The 15,854-nt window shown below is 67.0% G+C and carries 20 protein-coding genes and 1 tRNA gene; 12 read left to right on the forward strand and 9 right to left on the reverse strand.

What is annotated here, in order from left to right; genetic code table 11:
* Both gluQRS and AC1DSO_RS14460 read right to left on the reverse strand, forming a co-directional pair.
* Positions 1 to 824, reverse strand: an 824-nt coding sequence (gene gluQRS / locus AC1DSO_RS14455; protein ID WP_477069478.1) for a tRNA glutamyl-Q(34) synthetase GluQRS, incomplete at its 3' end; no start/stop codon positions are given.
* A 9-nt stretch (positions 825 to 833) separates the two neighbouring features.
* Positions 834 to 1,460 (reverse strand): TetR/AcrR family transcriptional regulator, encoded by a 627-nt coding sequence (locus AC1DSO_RS14460; RefSeq protein WP_477069479.1) that lies wholly within the window; start codon positions 1,458 to 1,460, stop codon positions 834 to 836.
* A 170-nt stretch (positions 1,461 to 1,630) separates the two neighbouring features.
* Here AC1DSO_RS14460 and AC1DSO_RS14465 point away from each other — a divergent pair, with 170 nt between their 5' ends.
* The 5 genes from AC1DSO_RS14465 to AC1DSO_RS14485 all read left to right on the forward strand — a co-directional run bounded on the left by AC1DSO_RS14465 (position 1,631) and on the right by AC1DSO_RS14485 (position 4,465).
* On the forward strand, positions 1,631 to 1,741 hold the full coding sequence (locus tag AC1DSO_RS14465; RefSeq protein WP_477069480.1) for a hypothetical protein: 111 nt from the start codon (positions 1,631 to 1,633) through the stop codon (positions 1,739 to 1,741).
* 198 nt (positions 1,742 to 1,939) lie between these two features.
* Positions 1,940 to 2,422 (forward strand): transcription elongation factor GreA, encoded by a 483-nt coding sequence (gene greA / locus AC1DSO_RS14470; protein WP_477069481.1) that lies wholly within the window; start codon positions 1,940 to 1,942, stop codon positions 2,420 to 2,422.
* A 51-nt stretch (positions 2,423 to 2,473) separates the two neighbouring features.
* Positions 2,474 to 3,115, forward strand: coding sequence for a DNA-3-methyladenine glycosylase family protein (locus AC1DSO_RS14475; protein WP_477069513.1), 642 nt, complete (start codon positions 2,474 to 2,476; stop codon positions 3,113 to 3,115).
* 245 nt (positions 3,116 to 3,360) lie between these two features.
* Positions 3,361 to 3,924, forward strand: a complete 564-nt coding sequence (locus AC1DSO_RS14480) for an HNH endonuclease (RefSeq protein WP_082009413.1) — start codon at positions 3,361 to 3,363, stop codon at positions 3,922 to 3,924.
* 256 nt (positions 3,925 to 4,180) lie between these two features.
* Entirely contained in the window at positions 4,181 to 4,465 is a 285-nt protein-coding gene (locus AC1DSO_RS14485) for a hypothetical protein (protein ID WP_477069482.1), read from the forward strand.
* Between the two features lie 9 nt (positions 4,466 to 4,474).
* Here AC1DSO_RS14485 and AC1DSO_RS14490 read toward each other — a convergent pair whose 3' ends face one another.
* From AC1DSO_RS14490 to AC1DSO_RS14515, 6 genes are all read right to left on the reverse strand, one after another.
* Positions 4,475 to 4,999 carry a VanZ family protein gene (locus tag AC1DSO_RS14490; protein ID WP_477069483.1) on the reverse strand — a complete coding sequence of 175 codons (525 nt, stop codon included), beginning with the start codon at positions 4,997 to 4,999 and terminating at the stop codon, positions 4,475 to 4,477.
* Positions 5,000 to 5,102: 103 nt separating this feature from the next.
* A complete protein-coding gene (locus AC1DSO_RS14495; RefSeq protein ID WP_477069514.1) occupies positions 5,103 to 6,875 on the reverse strand; it encodes a M1 family metallopeptidase in 1,773 nt (590 codons plus the stop codon).
* Positions 6,876 to 6,936: 61 nt separating this feature from the next.
* Positions 6,937 to 7,497, reverse strand: coding sequence for a demethoxyubiquinone hydroxylase family protein (locus tag AC1DSO_RS14500; protein ID WP_477069484.1), 561 nt, complete (start codon positions 7,495 to 7,497; stop codon positions 6,937 to 6,939).
* Positions 7,494 to 8,057 (reverse strand): disulfide bond formation protein B, encoded by a 564-nt coding sequence (locus AC1DSO_RS14505; RefSeq protein WP_477069485.1) that lies wholly within the window; start codon positions 8,055 to 8,057, stop codon positions 7,494 to 7,496. Before AC1DSO_RS14505 ends, AC1DSO_RS14500 begins: the two co-directional genes overlap by 4 nt.
* A complete protein-coding gene (locus AC1DSO_RS14510; protein ID WP_477069486.1) occupies positions 8,054 to 8,662 on the reverse strand; it encodes a YqaA family protein in 609 nt (202 codons plus the stop codon). The genes AC1DSO_RS14505 and AC1DSO_RS14510 overlap by 4 nt, the downstream gene beginning before the upstream one ends.
* Before the next feature lie 108 nt (positions 8,663 to 8,770).
* Positions 8,771 to 10,993, reverse strand: coding sequence for a TonB-dependent hemoglobin/transferrin/lactoferrin family receptor (locus tag AC1DSO_RS14515; protein WP_477069487.1), 2,223 nt, complete (start codon positions 10,991 to 10,993; stop codon positions 8,771 to 8,773).
* A 158-nt stretch (positions 10,994 to 11,151) separates the two neighbouring features.
* Between AC1DSO_RS14515 and AC1DSO_RS14520 the strand changes: the two genes are divergently transcribed.
* The 7 genes from AC1DSO_RS14520 to AC1DSO_RS14550 all read left to right on the forward strand — a co-directional run bounded on the left by AC1DSO_RS14520 (position 11,152) and on the right by AC1DSO_RS14550 (position 14,831).
* Positions 11,152 to 11,949, forward strand: coding sequence for a DUF4198 domain-containing protein (locus tag AC1DSO_RS14520; protein WP_477069488.1), 798 nt, complete (start codon positions 11,152 to 11,154; stop codon positions 11,947 to 11,949).
* 8 nt (positions 11,950 to 11,957) lie between these two features.
* Positions 11,958 to 12,425 carry an EF-hand domain-containing protein gene (locus AC1DSO_RS14525; protein WP_477069489.1) on the forward strand — a complete coding sequence of 156 codons (468 nt, stop codon included), beginning with the start codon at positions 11,958 to 11,960 and terminating at the stop codon, positions 12,423 to 12,425.
* Positions 12,426 to 12,527: 102 nt separating this feature from the next.
* Positions 12,528 to 12,776, forward strand: a complete 249-nt coding sequence (locus AC1DSO_RS14530; protein ID WP_477069490.1) for a DUF3297 family protein — start codon at positions 12,528 to 12,530, stop codon at positions 12,774 to 12,776.
* 35 nt (positions 12,777 to 12,811) lie between these two features.
* Complete coding sequence (locus AC1DSO_RS14535; RefSeq protein ID WP_477069515.1) at positions 12,812 to 13,054, forward strand: hypothetical protein; 243 nt, start codon at positions 12,812 to 12,814, stop codon at positions 13,052 to 13,054.
* A gap of 86 nt (positions 13,055 to 13,140) precedes the next feature.
* Positions 13,141 to 13,896 carry a hypothetical protein gene (locus AC1DSO_RS14540; RefSeq protein WP_477069491.1) on the forward strand — a complete coding sequence of 252 codons (756 nt, stop codon included), beginning with the start codon at positions 13,141 to 13,143 and terminating at the stop codon, positions 13,894 to 13,896.
* A gap of 251 nt (positions 13,897 to 14,147) precedes the next feature.
* On the forward strand, positions 14,148 to 14,657 hold the full coding sequence (locus AC1DSO_RS14545) for a MarR family winged helix-turn-helix transcriptional regulator (RefSeq protein WP_477069492.1): 510 nt from the start codon (positions 14,148 to 14,150) through the stop codon (positions 14,655 to 14,657).
* Between the two features lie 89 nt (positions 14,658 to 14,746).
* Positions 14,747 to 14,831: transfer RNA gene (locus tag AC1DSO_RS14550), tRNA-Leu, on the forward strand.
* Between the two features lie 12 nt (positions 14,832 to 14,843).
* On the opposite strand, the gene AC1DSO_RS14555 is transcribed toward AC1DSO_RS14550, so the two are convergent.
* Positions 14,844 to 15,755 (reverse strand): LysR family transcriptional regulator, encoded by a 912-nt coding sequence (locus AC1DSO_RS14555; protein WP_477069493.1) that lies wholly within the window; start codon positions 15,753 to 15,755, stop codon positions 14,844 to 14,846.
* Positions 15,756 to 15,854: the final 99 nt, after the last annotated feature.

The raw sequence follows: 15,854 nt of genomic DNA on the forward strand, positions 1-15,854 counted from the left end.
CGTTTTAGCTCATCCGCCGTCATCCCCGCCGCCCGCAATTCCCGCAGCGTTTCGGCCTTGTCGCGCTTGGCGTAGCGCTTGCCGTCCGGGCCCAGCAGCAGCCCGTGATGGCGATAGGTCGGCGTCGGCAGGCCCAGCAAGGCCTGCAGCAGGCGCTGGATGTGCGCCGCTTCGAACAGATCCTGACCGCGGATCACATGGGTGACGCCTTGCAGAGCGTCGTCGTGAACCACGGCCAGGTGGTAGGCGACACCGACGTCCTTGCGGGCCAGCACGATGTCGCCGGCGGTCTCGGGCCGCGCCTGGATCAAATCCGTCTCGCCGTTCGGTCCCGCGCCGTCTTCCAGAAAGCTCAGGCGCTCGAACCCATCCAGCGCCTCGCGCGCCGCCGCTAGCGACAGGCGCCAGGCGAAGGCCTCGCCGCGCGCCAGGCGCTTGGCTTCCTCGTCCGCGGGCAAGGGCGCGCCGACATACGGGACGGCCGGCTCGTGCGGCGCGCGGCCGATGTCGAGTTCCTTGCGGGTCTTGAAGCAGCGATAGACCAGGCCACGCTGGCGCAGGGTCTCGATGGCCGCATGGTAGTCGGCCAGATGTTCGGACTGCCGCCGGACGGGCTCCTCCCACTCCAGCCCCAGCCAGGCCAAGTCCTCGAAGATCGCCGCGTCGTATTCGGGCCGGCAGCGCGTGGCGTCGATGTCCTCGATGCGCAGCAGGAAACGGCCGCCAGCTTCGCGCGCGGCCTGGAAGGCGGTGAGAGCCGAGAAAGCGTGGCCACGATGCAGATAGCCCGTCGGCGACGGGGCGAACCGGGTGACGAAGGTCACGCTTACGTCTCAGTCCTGGGGAGCCGTGAACTTCGCGAACATGCCCAGGTGCTCGAACACGGCGCGGAGAAAGGCCTCCTCGCCGCCCAGAAGTTCCTTGAGCGGAGCGAATTGCTTGAAGCCGATCATCTCGGCCAAGCCGTGGCCGGCGCACCAGGCGGCGATGGTCGCGAGCTCCAGGTCGATCTCGGTGGCCTGGCCGCCGGCGTTCTCGTCGATGGTGTTGCGKACCTGGCAATAGGCGCCGTCGTCTTTCAGCTGGTCAGGCAGGGCGTCCTTGTCGCGCGAGCGGTCGTACATCACGCGATAGAGCGCCGGATTGTCGCGAGCGAAGCAGACATAGGCCACGCCCAGGTTGGTCATCCGCACCCGCGCATCCGGCGTCGAGGCGCGGGCCGTGGAAAGGGCCACGTCCAGCTCGTGCCAGCCCTCGTGGGCGACGGCTTCCAGCAGCTCGGCCTTGTCCTTGAAGTGGTGATAGGGCGCGGCGGGACTGACCCCGGCCTCGCGGGCGACGGCCCGCAGCGACAGGGCGGAGGGGCCCTCGCGCTCGAGGATCGCGCGCGCGGCGTCGACGAGCGCGCGGCTCAGATCGCCATGGTGATAGGGGCGGGATTCGGCGGTGGCTGTGGTCATCGGGCCTCACTGTAACCACACCTTTCTAAAATTTCATCCAAACGCTGTAAAGATGATCTTGACGGCGTTTAGATTTGCGCTATCTAAGCACTGTCCAGATTGGTTCAGCCCTCAGGGTGGCCAATGACCCATCGGGGGTTGGGACATGACCAAAGAGAGGGACCATCATCATGCAACGGACGCTCAACGCCTTTGAAAACGCCTTCGACCGCCTGGCCGCCGGCTACTTCCTCGTGATCGCCCTGGGCCTCGCCGCCGCTGTCGCCGGCGTGGTGCTGTAAGACTGATTGCTCGCGCTCGGCGGAACTGGCGCTTTCGATCCCGGATCTAGCGGGGAGGAAGCCACCCGCCGCCGCGTTCGGCCCGCTTGAACCTCTCCGGAAGGGGAGCTAACTGGACCGAAGACGCGTTAGGCCTTCGACGCCGTTTCTTCCGTATGCGTCGCAGGCTTCTTCCATGATCCAAGACATTTTCCGGCTATGAGCGTCGCCTTCACGAAAGAGGGCGACAGCGAAGCCTTCGCGGCGGATCTGCCCGATCGCCCGATCTCCACCCAGCCCAATATCGTCACGCCCGAAGGCTTGGCCCAGATCGAGGCCGAGCTGGCGTCCGCGCGCGCGGCCTATTCGGCGGCCCAGAGCGCCGGCGGCGCGGCCGACGGCGACCGCACCGCCATGGCCCGCGCCACCCGCGACCTGCGCTACTGGTCGGCGCGCCGGGCGACCGCCCAGCTTCTGGAGCGCGACCCGGCCAAGACCGTCGTGCAGTTCGGCGACCGCGTGACCTTCGAGCGCGAGGACGGCCGCGTGCAGACCTTCCGCATCGTCGGCGAGGACGAGGCCGATCCGGCCCAGGGCTCGATCTCCTACGTCGCTCCGATCGCCCGCGCCCTGTTGGGCAAGGTCGTCGGGGACGTCTCGCCCGCGCCCGGCGGCGAGATCGAGATCACGGCGATCGGGTAGTTCAGCAAGAACCGGATTGTCATTCGGGTCGGGCTACGCCACCTGCGAATGATGTTCGTCCCGCCGACCGCCGAAGCCCTGCTCGAAGCTCGCAAGCATCTGGCTGCCATCGATCCGGCCCTGGCCGCGATGGAGGCCGTCACGCCGCCGTTCGAATGGCGCGTCAGCATGGGCGGTTTTCCGGGCCTGCTGAAGATGGTCGTGCAGCAGCAGGTGTCCCTGGCCTCGGCCGCCGCCATCTGGGCGCGGGTCCAGGCGGGTCTGCCGGAGATGACCCCGGACGTCGTGATCGGCCATGAGGAGGCCTATCTGCTGTCCCTGGGTCTCTCGCGCCCCAAGGCGCGCTACGCTCGCGCCCTCGCCGAGGCCCATGTCACCGGCGCCTGCGACTTCGACGCTCTTTCGGAGCTATCGGACGACGAGGCCGTGGCGGCCTTGACCGCCATCACCGGCATCGGCCGCTGGACGGCCGAGGTCTATCTGATGTTCACCCAGGGCCGCATGGACATGTTCCCCGGCGGCGACATCGCCCTGCAGGAGGCCATGCGCTGGGCCGACAAGGCCGAGGTTCGGCCCACTGAGAAGCAGGCCTACAAGCGGGCCGAGCTGTGGCGCCCTTATCGCGGCGTGGCCGCTCACCTGCTGTGGGCCTGCTACGGCGCTGTAAAACGCCGCGAGATCGCGCCTTTCTAGAGCCGACCGTGGCGGCGGAGAGTGGCCGCGGTTCCGGCACAGGCACGCGATAAACAATACCGTCGGCGAGATGTCTTGGTTCTGTCGCCGACTTGGACCATCCTTTCCTTGCGTTCGGGAATGGATGGCGATTCCCAGAATTGCGTAGGAAGGAGGCCCGTCTTCAGTCCTGTCGCGTACTTCATCAGCCGAAGCCCCATGGGCTTGGGTTCCGGGCGTTCCGCCGCCCGTTTCGAGGGGGGGATCTGATGCAGGTCCTCACGCGCCCACCGTCTGGCATGCCAGCCTTGGTGCTCAACGCCGACTTCCGGCCGCTCAGCTATTATCCGCTGTCCCTCTGGCCCTGGCAGGAGGTGATCAAGGCGGTGTTCCTGGACCGAGTCGACGTCGTCGCCAGCTACGACCAGGTGGTCCATTCGCCGTCGTTCGAGATGCGGCTGCCCAGCGTGGTGTCGCTGAAGCAGTACGTCCCTCAGGACCGTCCGCCGGCCTTCACCCGTTTCAACCTGTTCCTGCGCGACTCGTTCAGCTGCCAATATTGCGGCTCGCCCGAGGATCTGACCTTCGACCACGTGATCCCGCGCTCGCGCGGCGGCCGGACCACCTGGGAGAACATCGTCACCGCCTGCGCGCCGTGCAATCTCAGCAAGGGCGGCCGCACGCCGCGCGAAGCGGGGATGCAGCCGTTCCACCACGCCAGGCGGCCGTCGATGCACGAGCTGCAGGACCGCGGACGCAGGTTCCCGCCGGGGCGGCTGCACGTCAGCTGGCTGGACTATCTGTATTGGGACATCGAGCTGGAGGCCTGAGGCGCTCCGATCGAGACAGCAAAACGGCCCGGGCTGGCGTTTTGAGGAATGGCATCCCGGGCCGTCGGCTATGAGGCGGAAGGGGATCTGACCGCCAAGCTGAGCCTAAAATGCAGGCCTACGGCGAAGGTTCCGGGCTTTCGCGAAAAATATTGAAGCGCCGAGACTGGCCCGCGAATAGGGATGGCGCCGTGCAACCCGAACCTGAGCCGGCGGGTTTTATCATCCGAGGCAAAAAAGCCACGGGAGACACGCCATGACCCGACACCAGACCGACGGGGACAACCAACGCCACTTCACCCACGGCACCGCCGCGTCGACGGCTGACATGGCCGCCGAGGGCAAGATCCGGGCGGAAGACAAGCACATCGACGCGCCGCATGCTCGCGAAGCCAAGCGCCCGCTGCAAGAGGGCGAGAAGCACGATCAACTGGCCGCCAAGGTCGCCAAGTCGGAGAACCGTCAGGAAGCCCTGCTGGACGAAGGCCTGGAAGAGAGCTTCCCGGGCAGCGACCCGGTCAGCGTCAAACGGATCACCTGACGCGCCGTCTTAGCGGGCGGGGAAACGACGGGCGGCGCGCTCGGCGAAGCTGACCACGCCGTCCATTTCACCAAACGAAGGTTCCGCCGTCGCCGGCTCGAACGCCGTCGCCTGGCGGCGGCGGCCGCGGCGGCGGTCCATGGAGGCGATCTGAACGAAGGTCAGGTCGCCCTGCTCGCGGGCCATCTTGCGCACGGTCTCGATCATGCCCGCGCCGTAGATCGTCAGAATGCCGGCCGCGTCGGCCAGCCAGTCGGGGAGGTTGCCGTCACGGTGAGCGATGATCTGGGCCACCTCGACCGCCGCGCCCAGGACCAGGGCTGCGATCGCCAGGTCGTTGCGGCGCATGCGAGGGAAGGCCAGGAACGAGATCGCCAGCAGGCCGCCGAACGCGATCGCGTGTGCGGCCTTGTCGCTGAGCCCGAACACCTGCTCCAGCCCCTGGAACGGCCCCAGGGTCAGGACCGCCACGGTCAAGGAGCCGACCAGCAGCGCGAGACGCGCGGCGGCGACGAAGTGGACGGGCTTGAACATGGAACGCGATCTCCGGAGACGTCACCATCCTAACCGTGAAGGTCGCGCCATTCGGTAAACGGGCAGGGTCAACGAGAGATGACCGCGCCCGCCGAGCCCGGGCCTATTTCTTCTCCGCCTCGGCCTTTTTCTTGGCCTCGGCTTCGGCCTTGGCGGCGTCGTCCTTGGCCTTCTTCCAAGCCTGGAACACTTCCAGATAGGGCTGGCGGCGCAGGACCTTCGAGGCCGGATCGACGATCACCGGGACGGCGCCGCCGACCGCTACGCGGCCGGTTCCATCGGCCATCGGCAGGGTGACGATCTTGTCGCCGACCTTGACCTCGATCGGCATCGGGAACGGCTTGTCCTTCGGCGCTTTCCAGCGCAGCACGAGATCGCCGCCGTCGCGGGTCTCGATCAGCTCGGGCTGCTGGGCCTCGTACAGATAGACGTCGAAGAACCAGCCATAGTCCTTGCCGGTGACCTGGTTGACGATCTTGATGAAGTCCTTGGTTCCCAGATAGCGGGTCGAGAAATTGCCCGGCTTCGGGTCGTCGCGGCCGTAGACGGCGATGCGGGTGATCTTGAAGAAGGCTTCGTCGCCGATCAGCGTCCGCAGAGTGTGCAGGACGTTGGCGGCCTTGAAGTAGATGTCGTTCCCGGGCCCGCGATCGGCGTTGTAGACGTCGTCTTCCTTGAGCTGCTTGCCCGAGACGATCGGAAACCGGTTCTTGGTGTCGACCCGCATCTGGTTCAGGCGCGCCATGTACTCCATGTCGCCGTGCAGCCATTGCGACATCAGCGGCTGCATGTAGCTGCCGTAGCCCTCGTGCAGCCACATGTCGTCGTTGTCGTTGTTGGTCAGCTGGTTGCCGAACCACTCGTGGGCGAACTCGTGCTGCAGCAGCCAGTCGAAGCCGTAGGCCTCCTTGGCGTACTTGTTGCCGTAGGCGTTGATGGTCTGGTGCTCCATGCCCAAGTGCGGAGTCTCGACCACGCCCATCTTCTCGTCGCGGAACGGGTAGGGGCCGATCATCTGCTCGTAGAAGTCCAGCATCGGCGCGAACTCGGCGAACAGGCCCTTGGCCTTTTCCGCGTTGCCCTTCAGGTACCAGAACGACATCGGGAAGCTGTCGCCGAAGCGGCTCTTGTAGCTGGCGGTCAGCTCCTCGTAGGGGCCGACGTCCAGGGCGATGGCGTAGGTGTTAGGGTTCTTGGCCCGCCAGTTGTAGGTGCGCCAGCCGTCCTTCTCGCTCATGCCCAGGAACACGCCGTTGGCGGGCGCGACCAGCGGGGCGGGGATGGTGATGTGCAGGTCGACCAGCTTCGGCTCGCCGGTCGGATAGTCGATGCAGGGCCAGAAGATATCGCAGCCGTCGCCCTGGACGGCGGTGGCGATCCACGGCTCGCCGGTCTCGGTCTTGCTCCAGACGAAGCCGCCGTCCCAGGGCGCGCGCTTAGCCTCCAGCGGAACGCCGTCATAGGTCACGACCACGGTCACTTGCCGGCCTTTGGCGACCTTCTTCGGGAGGGTGATGGTCATCCGGCCTTCGGGATTGCTCCAGGCCGAGGGCTTCAGCGCCTTGCCGTCGACGGTCAGCATGCGGACCGCGAAGACGCGGTCGAAGTCCAGCACCAGCTTGTCCAGCGGGGTCTTGGCCGTGAAGGTCAGGGTCGCCTCGCCCTCGATCGCCTTCTTGTCCGGTAGGATCTTGAACTTCAGGTCGGCGTGGTCGAAGCCCAGCGCCTGCTGTTCGGCGGGCATCGGGCCGCCAGTGCTGAGGGACAGTTCGCTGGTCTTGAGCGGCTCCGCCGCGAGAGCGAAGCCCGTGGAGAGCGCGAGCAGCGACGCCGCGCAGGCGGCGAGGGTACGGAACGACAAGGAGCGACTCCCCAACACGAAGATCTCGTTGGGGCGTATCGGTAGGCCGGCGCGGGACGGCCGCCAAGCTTTGGCTTTAGATCTTCTCGCTGATCTTGATGGCCGCGCGGCAGCCGGCCTGGATCACGGCGGTCAGCAGCGGATAGGCGGTCGCTTCGTGGGCGCCTTCTTCGATCGCCAGGTCGCGATGCGCCAGCTCGTCGTCGCGGAACTGGGTCAGCTCGGCGGCCAGGGCCGGATCGCGGTCCTTCAGCTCCTCGATCTGACCGGCGTAGTGCTGCTCGATGACGTTCTCGACGGCCTCAGTGCAGGCATGGGCGGCCTTGTCACCGAGCAGGGCGGTGCCGGCGCCCAGCGCGAAGGCGGCCGCGCGCCAGACCGGCGACATCAGGGTCGGGCGCACCTGTCGCTCGGTCAGCAGTTCGTTGAAGCGAGTCAGATGGACCTGTTCGTGGCCCTCCATCTCCTTCAATTGGTCGGCGATCCGCTCGCGGCCGGGGCTGGCGCGCATCACCGCCGCCTGGCCGCGATAGATGTGGACGGCCGCCAGCTCGCCAGCCTGGTCCACGCGCAGGATCTCGGCGAGACGGGCGCGCAGCGCGCCCTGGCCAGGACGGGGCGGGACCGGCTTGGTCATTGGAGTGTCTCCGCCTTGCGCAGGCCGGCCAGGACCGACCACACGGCCAGCTTCAGCGAGACCAGCGCGTTCCAGCCGGCCATCGACAGGCCCAGGAACACCCAGGCGGCCTTGTCGCACATCGGCGGCTTGATCTTCATCGTGCCGTTCAGCATGGCGGTCAGATTGGCCGCACTGGCCACGCCGCTGCCCGTGCAGGTGGTCGGGCCCGGCCACCACTTCCACTCGACGCCGGCGTGGAAGACCGCCAGCCCGGTCCCGTACAGGAAGATCGCCGCCAGCAGCAGGTTGGCGGGCGCGCGCAGGCGACCGGCCAGCGGTGTGCGCTGAAGGGCGAAAGCCACCAGGCCGACGGCGCCGGCCACCCAATAGACCTCGCGAGCCTTCAGGCAGAGATGGCAGGGGGCGAGGTGACCGAAGGTCTCGAACGCATGGGCGATGGCCAGCATCGCGGCGCTGCTCAGGAAGGCGATCAGCGGCCAGTGGCGGGTCACCAGGTCGTAGACTCGGCCGACAAAGGTGCCGCTATCGACGCTCGTCTTACGCTCTTCGTTCGTCATGCGGCGCAAGCTCCACCATGTCCGCCCCCACCGATGAAGTGGCTGGCGGTCAGGCCAATGACAAGGAGCGCGATCAAAATTCCGGCGAATAGCGCCAGGCGACGCTCGACGATCGGCAGCAGGGTCGGGCCGAACTTCTTGATGATGAAGGCCACCAGGAAGAAACGCGCGGCGCGGGTCACGGTCGAGGCGGCGATGAACATCGGGAAGCTGAAGGCGGCCAGGCCCGAGGCGATGGTCACCAGCTTGTAGGGGATCGGCGTCAGGCCCTTGGCCAGGATCACCCAGACGCCGTACTTGCCATACCAGCACTGGAACTGCTCCAGGCCGCCGGCGTGGCCGGTCGCGGCCATCATCCACAGGCCGAAGTCGCGCAGGAAATACCCAATCGCATAGCCCAGGCAGCCGCCCAGCACCGAGGCGATCGTGCAGATCAGGGCGTAGCGCCAGGCCTTCTCCGGCTTGGCCAGGCACATCGGCGCCAGCATCACGTCCGGCGGGATCGGAAAGAACGAGCTCTCGGCGAACGAGACCGCGAACAGGCTCAGTGGAGCGTGACGGGAAGCGGCCAGGCCCATGACCCAGTCGTAGAGGCGACGCAGCATGCGGACTCCGAGGAAACGTGTGGCCCCGGTAGCTAGCAGGGCGCGACGAGCTTGTCCGCAAGGATGTCGGCGCGCGCGGCTTCCCGCCCGCGCGCGCCTCCAGTCCGGTCAGAACTTCAGCGACAGGGAGACGCTGTAGTTCCGGCCCGGCTGGGTGTAGCCGTCCTTGACGGTGGCGTTGTCGGCGAGGCCGCGAGCGTCGCTCCACCACCAGTACCGCTCATCGGTCAGGTTGAAGACGCCGCCGCGTACGGTCACGGCCTCGGTCACCGCCCACCACGCCGTCAGGTCAGCGACGGTGAACGAGGGGGGCATGAAGCAGTTGTTGGCCGAGCTGCCGCTCGCCCCGGCGCAAGCCAGGCCTGAGCGGCCGACGGTCTTGCGGTCCGAATGGATGACGCTGAGGTCGCCGCCGAACTTGCCGGTCGGCGCGCGATAGGCCAGGCCGGCGGTCAGCTTGACCGGATCGATCGAGGTCAGGGGCGTGTTGACCCCGTTCGTGCGCGAGGCGCCGCGTGCGTAGGAGGCGGCGGCCCGGGCGGTGAAGCCGGCGCCCAGCTCGAACGAGCCCTTGGCCTCGGCCCCACTGACCTTCACGCCCGACAGGTTGACGTATTGGTAGACGGCCGGATTGGCGGCGGTGAAGTTCCCGCCGACCTGAACCTGCTCGATGAAGTCGTCGTACTCGCCGGTGAAGCCGGTGAGCGCCACGCGCCAGCCGCCACGATGCATTCGAAAGCCGGCTTCCAGGGTCCGGCTGGTCTCGGGCTTCAGGTTCGGGTTCGAAATCGACCTGTAGTTCGAGACCAGGTTGGCGAAGCCGGTGTTGACCTGCGACGGGGAGGGGGCCTTGAAGCCCGCTGCGACATTGGCGAACACGGTGACCAGGTCCGTGGCGTCCCAGACCAGCCCCAGCTTCGGCGAGACGTGGCTGTCGCTCTGACCTGAACTGGCGGTCGTGAACAGCGGATCGGCCTTCGGATCCAGCTTGTAGTAGTCGAAGCGGACGGCCGGATAGATCGTCAGCGGACCCGCCGTGATCTCGTCCTGAACATAGAGGCCGGCCAAGGTGTAGTCGGTGGTCGGGAAGGCCTTGGCGGGGAAGGTCTCGCCGACCGGTGGGACCGTGCCGTCGCGTGTGCCCTGCTGACGGGTGATCGAGGCGTCACCGCCCCAGACGACCTCGTGCTTCACCGATCCGCTGTCGAACACGCTGTGCAGCTCGACGCTGGCGCCCAGCACCCGGTTGTCGAAGGTGGCGTCGCGGGTGCGGTCCGCGGCGGTGTTGCGGTCCTCGGCCGAGAACTGCCGGGTCTTGCTCTTCTGCCAGTACAGCGAGGTGCGGGCGGCGCTGATCAGGCCGCCGCCGCCATCGAAGCGGTGGTCCAGCGTGGCGCGGTCGCGACGCAGCTTGTCGAAGGCGGTCAAGCCGATCACGCTAGTCGCGGCCAGGGGCGGCTTGGCGATGGCCGAAAACACGGTCCAGTCGACGTCGCGGTCCAGGTGGTCGAGCGTCAGGCGGAAGCGGTTCTTGTCGTCGGGACTGTAGACCAGCTTGCCCAGGATCGCGTTGGACTGGTTGTCCTCGGGATTGGCGGTGGTGCGATCGACATTGGCCGAGTCGTTGGTCCCCGCCGTCTTCTGGCCCTCGCCGTCGCGGCGGGTATAGGCGAACAGCGCCTCCCAGCGATCGGACTTGCCGGCCAGCACCAGGCTTTCGGTCCAGCTTTTGTCGGCCGAGGCGTAGCCGACGCGAGCGCGGCCGGCGAAACTCTGGTCGCCCTTCAGGATATCGGACGGATCCTTGGTGATGAAGCTGACCGAACCGGCCAGGCCGTCGGCGCCATAGAGGGCCGAGGCGGGGCCACGCACGATCTCGACCGACTTCAGCAGGTCCAGGTCCACCTGATCGCCGCGACCCACCGACTGGGCGCCGAAGGCGAAGCCGTCCGGCACGCGCACGCCATCGAGGACGATCAGCACGCGGTTGCCTTCCAGGCCCCGAATGTTGAAGCCGGCATTGCCGTCGCGGCCGGTTGAGGCGCCCGCGGCGGTAAAGCGGGCGGGCGCGCTGCGCACCGACACGCCGGGTTCGTCGCGGACCAGGTCCTTGATGTCGCGGACCAGCCCGTCCTCGATCTCGTCCGACGAGATGACGCTGACCGTCACCGGAGCCTCGGACACCGTCTTCTCGGAGCGGGTGGCGGTGACGGTGACCTTGTCGAGTTCGACCGCGTCGGCGGCCGGCGTCGACTCGGCGGCGTGAACGGCGGTCGCCAGCAGGGCGGCGGTCGAGGCGGCCATCAGGGCGGCCAACTTCAGGCGAGACATCAATATCCCCTCGATGGTGTAGATGCGAATGGTTCGCAGTTGATGGCGTTGGCCTAGAGCCGCCTGTCCAACCGGTCAAGCTATTTGCAATTGATTCTCAGAACTATTCGCAATATGCCGAGTCCGMCGCGACTGGAGCGGCGCCTGGGGTGTTCTCGATGATCCGATCTCTCCGCGCGGGCCTGATGGGCGGCGCGCTTCTGCTCTGCCTCACCGGCGCGCTGGCGCCCGGGGCCGCTCAAGCCCATTCGCCCTATCTGCTGCCCACCGTGTTCGACGCGTCCGACCGCAAGATCGTCACGGTGCAGGGCTCGTTCACCGAAAACTTCTTCACGCCAGAGGTGGTGATGAAGTCCGACGCTTGGGCGGTGGTCGGGCCCGACGGCGTCCGCACGCCCCTGACCCCGACCTACCTGCGCGAGCTGGCGCTGGTGGAAGCAGTCACCGAGAAGCCTGGCACCTACCGCATCACCACGGGCCAGCGCGCCGGTCGAACCGCCAAGGCGGCCCTGGTCAACGGGGAGTGGAAGTTCTTCGAGGGCGAGAAGGCTCCGGCCGACGCGATCGACATGCAGAGCATGACCCTGACCGAGGTCTATGTGACGCGCGGCGCCCCGAACGAGGCGGCTTTGGCGCCAATCGGCAAGGGGCTGGAATTCAAGGCGGTCACCCATCCCAGCAAGATCGTCACCGGCCAGGAGGCGGTGTTCGAGGTGATGTTCGACGGCAAGCCGCTCGCGGGCCAGCCAATCACCCTGCAAGGCGCCGACGACCGCTACGCCGACAGCAAGAGCGCGCCGACGACGGTGACCAGCGACACCAAGGGTCGCTTCGCCGTCAAGGTCGACAAGTCAGGCGTCTACCAGGTCCAGAGCCGCTACCGCGTCGCGCCCGCCGCCGCCGGCCAGCCCGGCCAAAGCTTCACCTACGCCCTGACCTTCGAATCCCTCCGCTAGGACATCCCATGAAGACCCGCGCTATCCTGACCGTCACCCTGGCCGCCGTCCTGACCACCGGCGCCGCCCATGCCGCCTCGCACGCGCGCGACACCTTCATCAAGGAGCAGGACCAGAACGGCGACGGCGTCGTCTCCAAGGACGAATTCGCCGCCACCCGCGCGATCCAGTTCGCCAGGACCGACGCCGACAACAATGGCTCGTTCTCGCAGGCCGAATATGTCGGCGAGTTCAAGGCGCGCCTGGAGAAGACGCTAGCCGCCTCGGATCGCACGGCCGCGGACAGGGAGGAAGAGCGCGTGCGCCAGATGCGTCAGGTCAATATCCGCTTCGGCGTTTTGGACAGCGACAAGAGCGGCGCCATCACCCGCGCCGAGTTCGACTATTCCGGCTGGCGAATGTTCAACCACCATGACACCAACAACGATGGCGCGGTCTCGATCGCCGACCCGGTCAAGGAAGACGCGCAGGACTAAGTGGAGACGGAGGCGCCTCGCCACAGTTGGATTTTCGGCGTTTCGTGGCTATGACCGCCGGCCAAGACATAGGCCGCGCGGCCTGGACGAAAGCTGAAGACCATGAGCGACACGCCTCCCGACCGCCTCTCCGTCAACCCGGACAGCCCGCACTACAATGCCGACCTGCTGGAACGCGGCATCGGCATCCGCTTCAAGGGCGTCGAAAAGACCAATGTCGAGGAATACTGCATCAGCGAGCGCTGGGTGCGGGTGGCCGCCGGCAAGACCATGGACCGCAAGGGCAACCCCATGACCATCAAGCTGCAGGGCGACGTCGAGGCCTATTTCCGCGACACGGCCGAAGCCTAAGGCGCGTGAGCGATCCCGACCCTGACCTCGAGGCGATGGCGCGCGACGAGCTTTCGCGCGCCGTGACCCTGCGCTGGCAGGACCTGAAGGCGGTCGTCCCCTGGGGCGACACCTTCGAAGGCATCTCGCCCGCGGGCCGCTATGTCGAGGTCGAGCGCAGCTACATCTGGGCCTCGGACGAGGGCGGCGACATCCTCTGCGAGGTGACCGTCTATGGCGGGCCGTCGCGCTATGACAGCGGCGTCCGCGCCACCAAACTCATTTCCCGCCCGTTTTGAGCAGCTTGGCCGTGCATCGATAACGCTGTTGCGTTAACCATGGGAAGCGCCATCGATGGCGCTTCGCGTGGACCGAGGGGGCTCCGGTGTACCAGTCAGAATTTCCGGTCGATCAGCCGGTGCCGGTGTTCGACCCGACTCTTGTGTTCCTGCTGATCCTGGCGGGCCTGGCCATCGCGGGCCTGGCCTTCTTCGCAGGTCGGCTGACCGGGCGCGGCGACAAGGGCGAAAAGCGTAGCGATGTGCCGAAAATCATCCACGAAGCCGTGAAGGCCAAGTGCGTGTCGGCCAGCAGCGCCCATTCCGGCGAACTGGTGGTCAAGGCCCAGGACCTGATCGACGAGGTCAAGCTTCGGGTCGGCCCGGTGCTGGCATTCGGCGGCCCGAGCGCCAAGGCCTTCGAGCATCTGGCCAAGGCCATGAAAGGCGATCCGCCTGAAGAGAAGAAGGACGACAAACACGGCGGCGGTCATGGCGGCCACGGCAAGGACCACGACAAGACCCACGGCCACGATTCGCACCGTCCGGGCGATTCCAAGGAGCACGGCGCCGACGTCGGCGTCCTGACCCGCAACGTGACGATTCTCGCGCCACAGACGGTGGTCATCACCCATCCGCACAAGCCCGATCCACACGGCCATGACGACCATGGCCACAAGGACGAAGCGCCCAAGCCCTTGGATCACAAGGAATACATGCAGCAGCTGCGCCTGGCGGTCGCCGAGTTCTCGGACTTCTGGAATCGCCCGAACTGCCTGCGCGAGATCCAGGACTGCCAGAAGGCCCTGACCGAGACCAAGCCGTTGCCGAAACTCAAGCTGGGCCTGTCCGAGCGCGATTGATCGCCCGGCAAGGGGGCTGGGGGCATAAGAACGCCGTTCAGGAAGGCGAGACGACTATTCTCTGCCCAAGCGGCGTGCGAAACTGCTTCTTCGTTCGGGCGAACTCGCCGAGGCGTTGAGCCTTCGGCGGAGGACGCTCACACCAAGATAACGCGTGGGCCCAAACGCCAAGGCCCGGAAACGCGAAACGGATTGGCGAAGGCCGCTCCTCCTTGAAGGCGGTCACGCTTGGGAGGACGAAAGGAAGGGATATGACCGCGACGGTCTCTCCGATCACCCCTGGCGCGTCCGAAGCGCCTGAAACCGGCGTCAGCCTGATTGAGTATGTGCCGTACAAGCTGGCCACGGCCTCGGCGGCGGTCAGTCGCCTGATCGCGCGGGCCTACGAGGACCGCTTCGGCCTGACCATTCCGCAATGGCGGCTGATGTCGGTGCTGGCCGAGGGCAACCTGACCCAGCACACCGCCGTCACGCGCACGGCCATGGACAAGGTCCGGGTCAGCCGCGCGGCTCAGGAATTGGTGGTCCGACGTCTGGTGGCCCGCACCACGGTTCGTTCGGATCGCCGCTCGCACACGCTGGAGCTGACGGCCGCCGGCCGGCGTCTGTTCGCCGAGATCGCGCCTTTGGCCCTGGCCTACGAGGCGACCCTGTTGGCGGGGCTGGCGCCCAGCGAGGTGGCGATGTTCAAGCGCCTGCTGGACCACCTCGAGACCGCGGCCATCCAGCTGACCGGCGGCGAAACGATCTCGCCGCCGTAGAAAACGGCATGACGAAGAGCGGGTGTCGCGGCACTGGAATTCGTCCGCGACGCCTGCTAGGAAGACCACCCTTCGCGAAGGCGAAGCACGCGGGCGTGGTGAAACTGGTAGACGCGCCGGACTCAAAATCCGGTTCCGAAAGGAGTGTCGGTTCGACCCCGACCGCCCGCACCAACTCTCTCTTCTTCAGATCGAGACCTGACTGGCCAGCCGCGCGCGGGCCAGGTCGATGAAGGCCCGCAGCTTGGGCGCTTCGGCGGCGCGGCGTGGGAAGTAGAGGAAGAGCCCGGGCTCTTCGATGGCGCTGGTCGGCAGGACCTGGCGCACCTGGCCGGCGGCCAGGGCGCGGCGTGCGATAGGCTCGAACAGATAGGCGACGCCGACGCCGGCCATGGCCAGGTCCAGCGCCGCCATCGAGTCGGTGACGCGGGCGGGGCCGCGCACGGAAAGAGCGACGTCGCGCCCGTTCTCGCTGAGATCCCAGGCATAGGCGGCGCCCGAGGCCAGCTGGCGATAGCCGATGCAGGCGTGATGCTGCAGATCCGCCAGGGCGCGAGGTTCGCCCGCGCGACCCAGATAGGCTGGCGAGGCGACCATGATCGCCCGCAGCGGCGGGGTCAGGCGCACGGCGACCATGTCCTCGGCGATCATCTCGCCCAGTCGCACGCCGGCGTCGTAGCCCTCGGCGACGATGTCGATCGAGGCGTCCTGGCTGACGACCTCGACGGTCAGCTCCGGATGGCGGACGGCCGAAGCGGCCAGAAGATCGGTCAGCACCAGCGGGAAGGCGATGCGCGGAGCGTTGATCCGCAGCGTGCCGGTGACCTGGCCGCGAAGGGCCAGGGTGGTCTCGAACGCGTCACGGATCTGATCGAGGGCCGGCGCCGTCTGGTCGAGGAACCGTTGGCCCGCCTCCGTCAGGGCGACGCTGCGGGTCGTGCGGGCGAAGATCGGCGTCTTCAGGCGCGTCTCAACAAGGCGCACCGCGTGGCTGACCGCCGAGGCGCTGAGATCGAGCTCGGCCGCGGCGGCGGCGAAGCTCTTGCGACGCGCCACGCAGGCGACGACGGGCAGGTGCAGCAGAAGGTCGCGATCCATTATGCGATCATATCGCATAATCTAAGCGATATGAGCAGAATTATCGTCCCGGGCAGCTTGATGCATCTTCCGAACAACGGCGTTGCGCCCCACGTTTCG

It is taken from the genome of Caulobacter sp. P4_E5 (assembly GCF_056401555.1).

Bases quoted from the DNA above. Each gene is read 5' to 3' on its own strand.
- AC1DSO_RS14465 (WP_477069480.1), top strand. From the start codon at position 1,631: ATGCAACGGACGCTCAACGCCTTTGAAAACGCCTTCGACCGCCTGGCC.
- greA (WP_477069481.1), top strand. From the start codon at position 1,940: ATGAGCGTCGCCTTCACGAAAGAGGGCGACAGCGAAGCCTTCGCGGCG.
- AC1DSO_RS14475 (WP_477069513.1), top strand. From the start codon at position 2,474: ATGTTCGTCCCGCCGACCGCCGAAGCCCTGCTCGAAGCTCGCAAGCAT.
- AC1DSO_RS14485 (WP_477069482.1), top strand. From the start codon at position 4,181: ATGACCCGACACCAGACCGACGGGGACAACCAACGCCACTTCACCCAC.
- AC1DSO_RS14490 (WP_477069483.1), bottom strand. From the start codon at position 4,999: ATGTTCAAGCCCGTCCACTTCGTCGCCGCCGCGCGTCTCGCGCTGCTG.
- AC1DSO_RS14500 (WP_477069484.1), bottom strand. From the start codon at position 7,497: ATGACCAAGCCGGTCCCGCCCCGTCCTGGCCAGGGCGCGCTGCGCGCC.
- AC1DSO_RS14505 (WP_477069485.1), bottom strand. From the start codon at position 8,057: ATGACGAACGAAGAGCGTAAGACGAGCGTCGATAGCGGCACCTTTGTC.
- AC1DSO_RS14510 (WP_477069486.1), bottom strand. From the start codon at position 8,662: ATGCTGCGTCGCCTCTACGACTGGGTCATGGGCCTGGCCGCTTCCCGT.
- AC1DSO_RS14515 (WP_477069487.1), bottom strand. From the start codon at position 10,993: ATGTCTCGCCTGAAGTTGGCCGCCCTGATGGCCGCCTCGACCGCCGCC.
- AC1DSO_RS14520 (WP_477069488.1), top strand. From the start codon at position 11,152: ATGATCCGATCTCTCCGCGCGGGCCTGATGGGCGGCGCGCTTCTGCTC.
- AC1DSO_RS14525 (WP_477069489.1), top strand. From the start codon at position 11,958: ATGAAGACCCGCGCTATCCTGACCGTCACCCTGGCCGCCGTCCTGACC.
- AC1DSO_RS14530 (WP_477069490.1), top strand. From the start codon at position 12,528: ATGAGCGACACGCCTCCCGACCGCCTCTCCGTCAACCCGGACAGCCCG.
- AC1DSO_RS14535 (WP_477069515.1), top strand. From the start codon at position 12,812: ATGGCGCGCGACGAGCTTTCGCGCGCCGTGACCCTGCGCTGGCAGGAC.
- AC1DSO_RS14545 (WP_477069492.1), top strand. From the start codon at position 14,148: ATGACCGCGACGGTCTCTCCGATCACCCCTGGCGCGTCCGAAGCGCCT.
- AC1DSO_RS14555 (WP_477069493.1), bottom strand. From the start codon at position 15,755: ATGGATCGCGACCTTCTGCTGCACCTGCCCGTCGTCGCCTGCGTGGCG.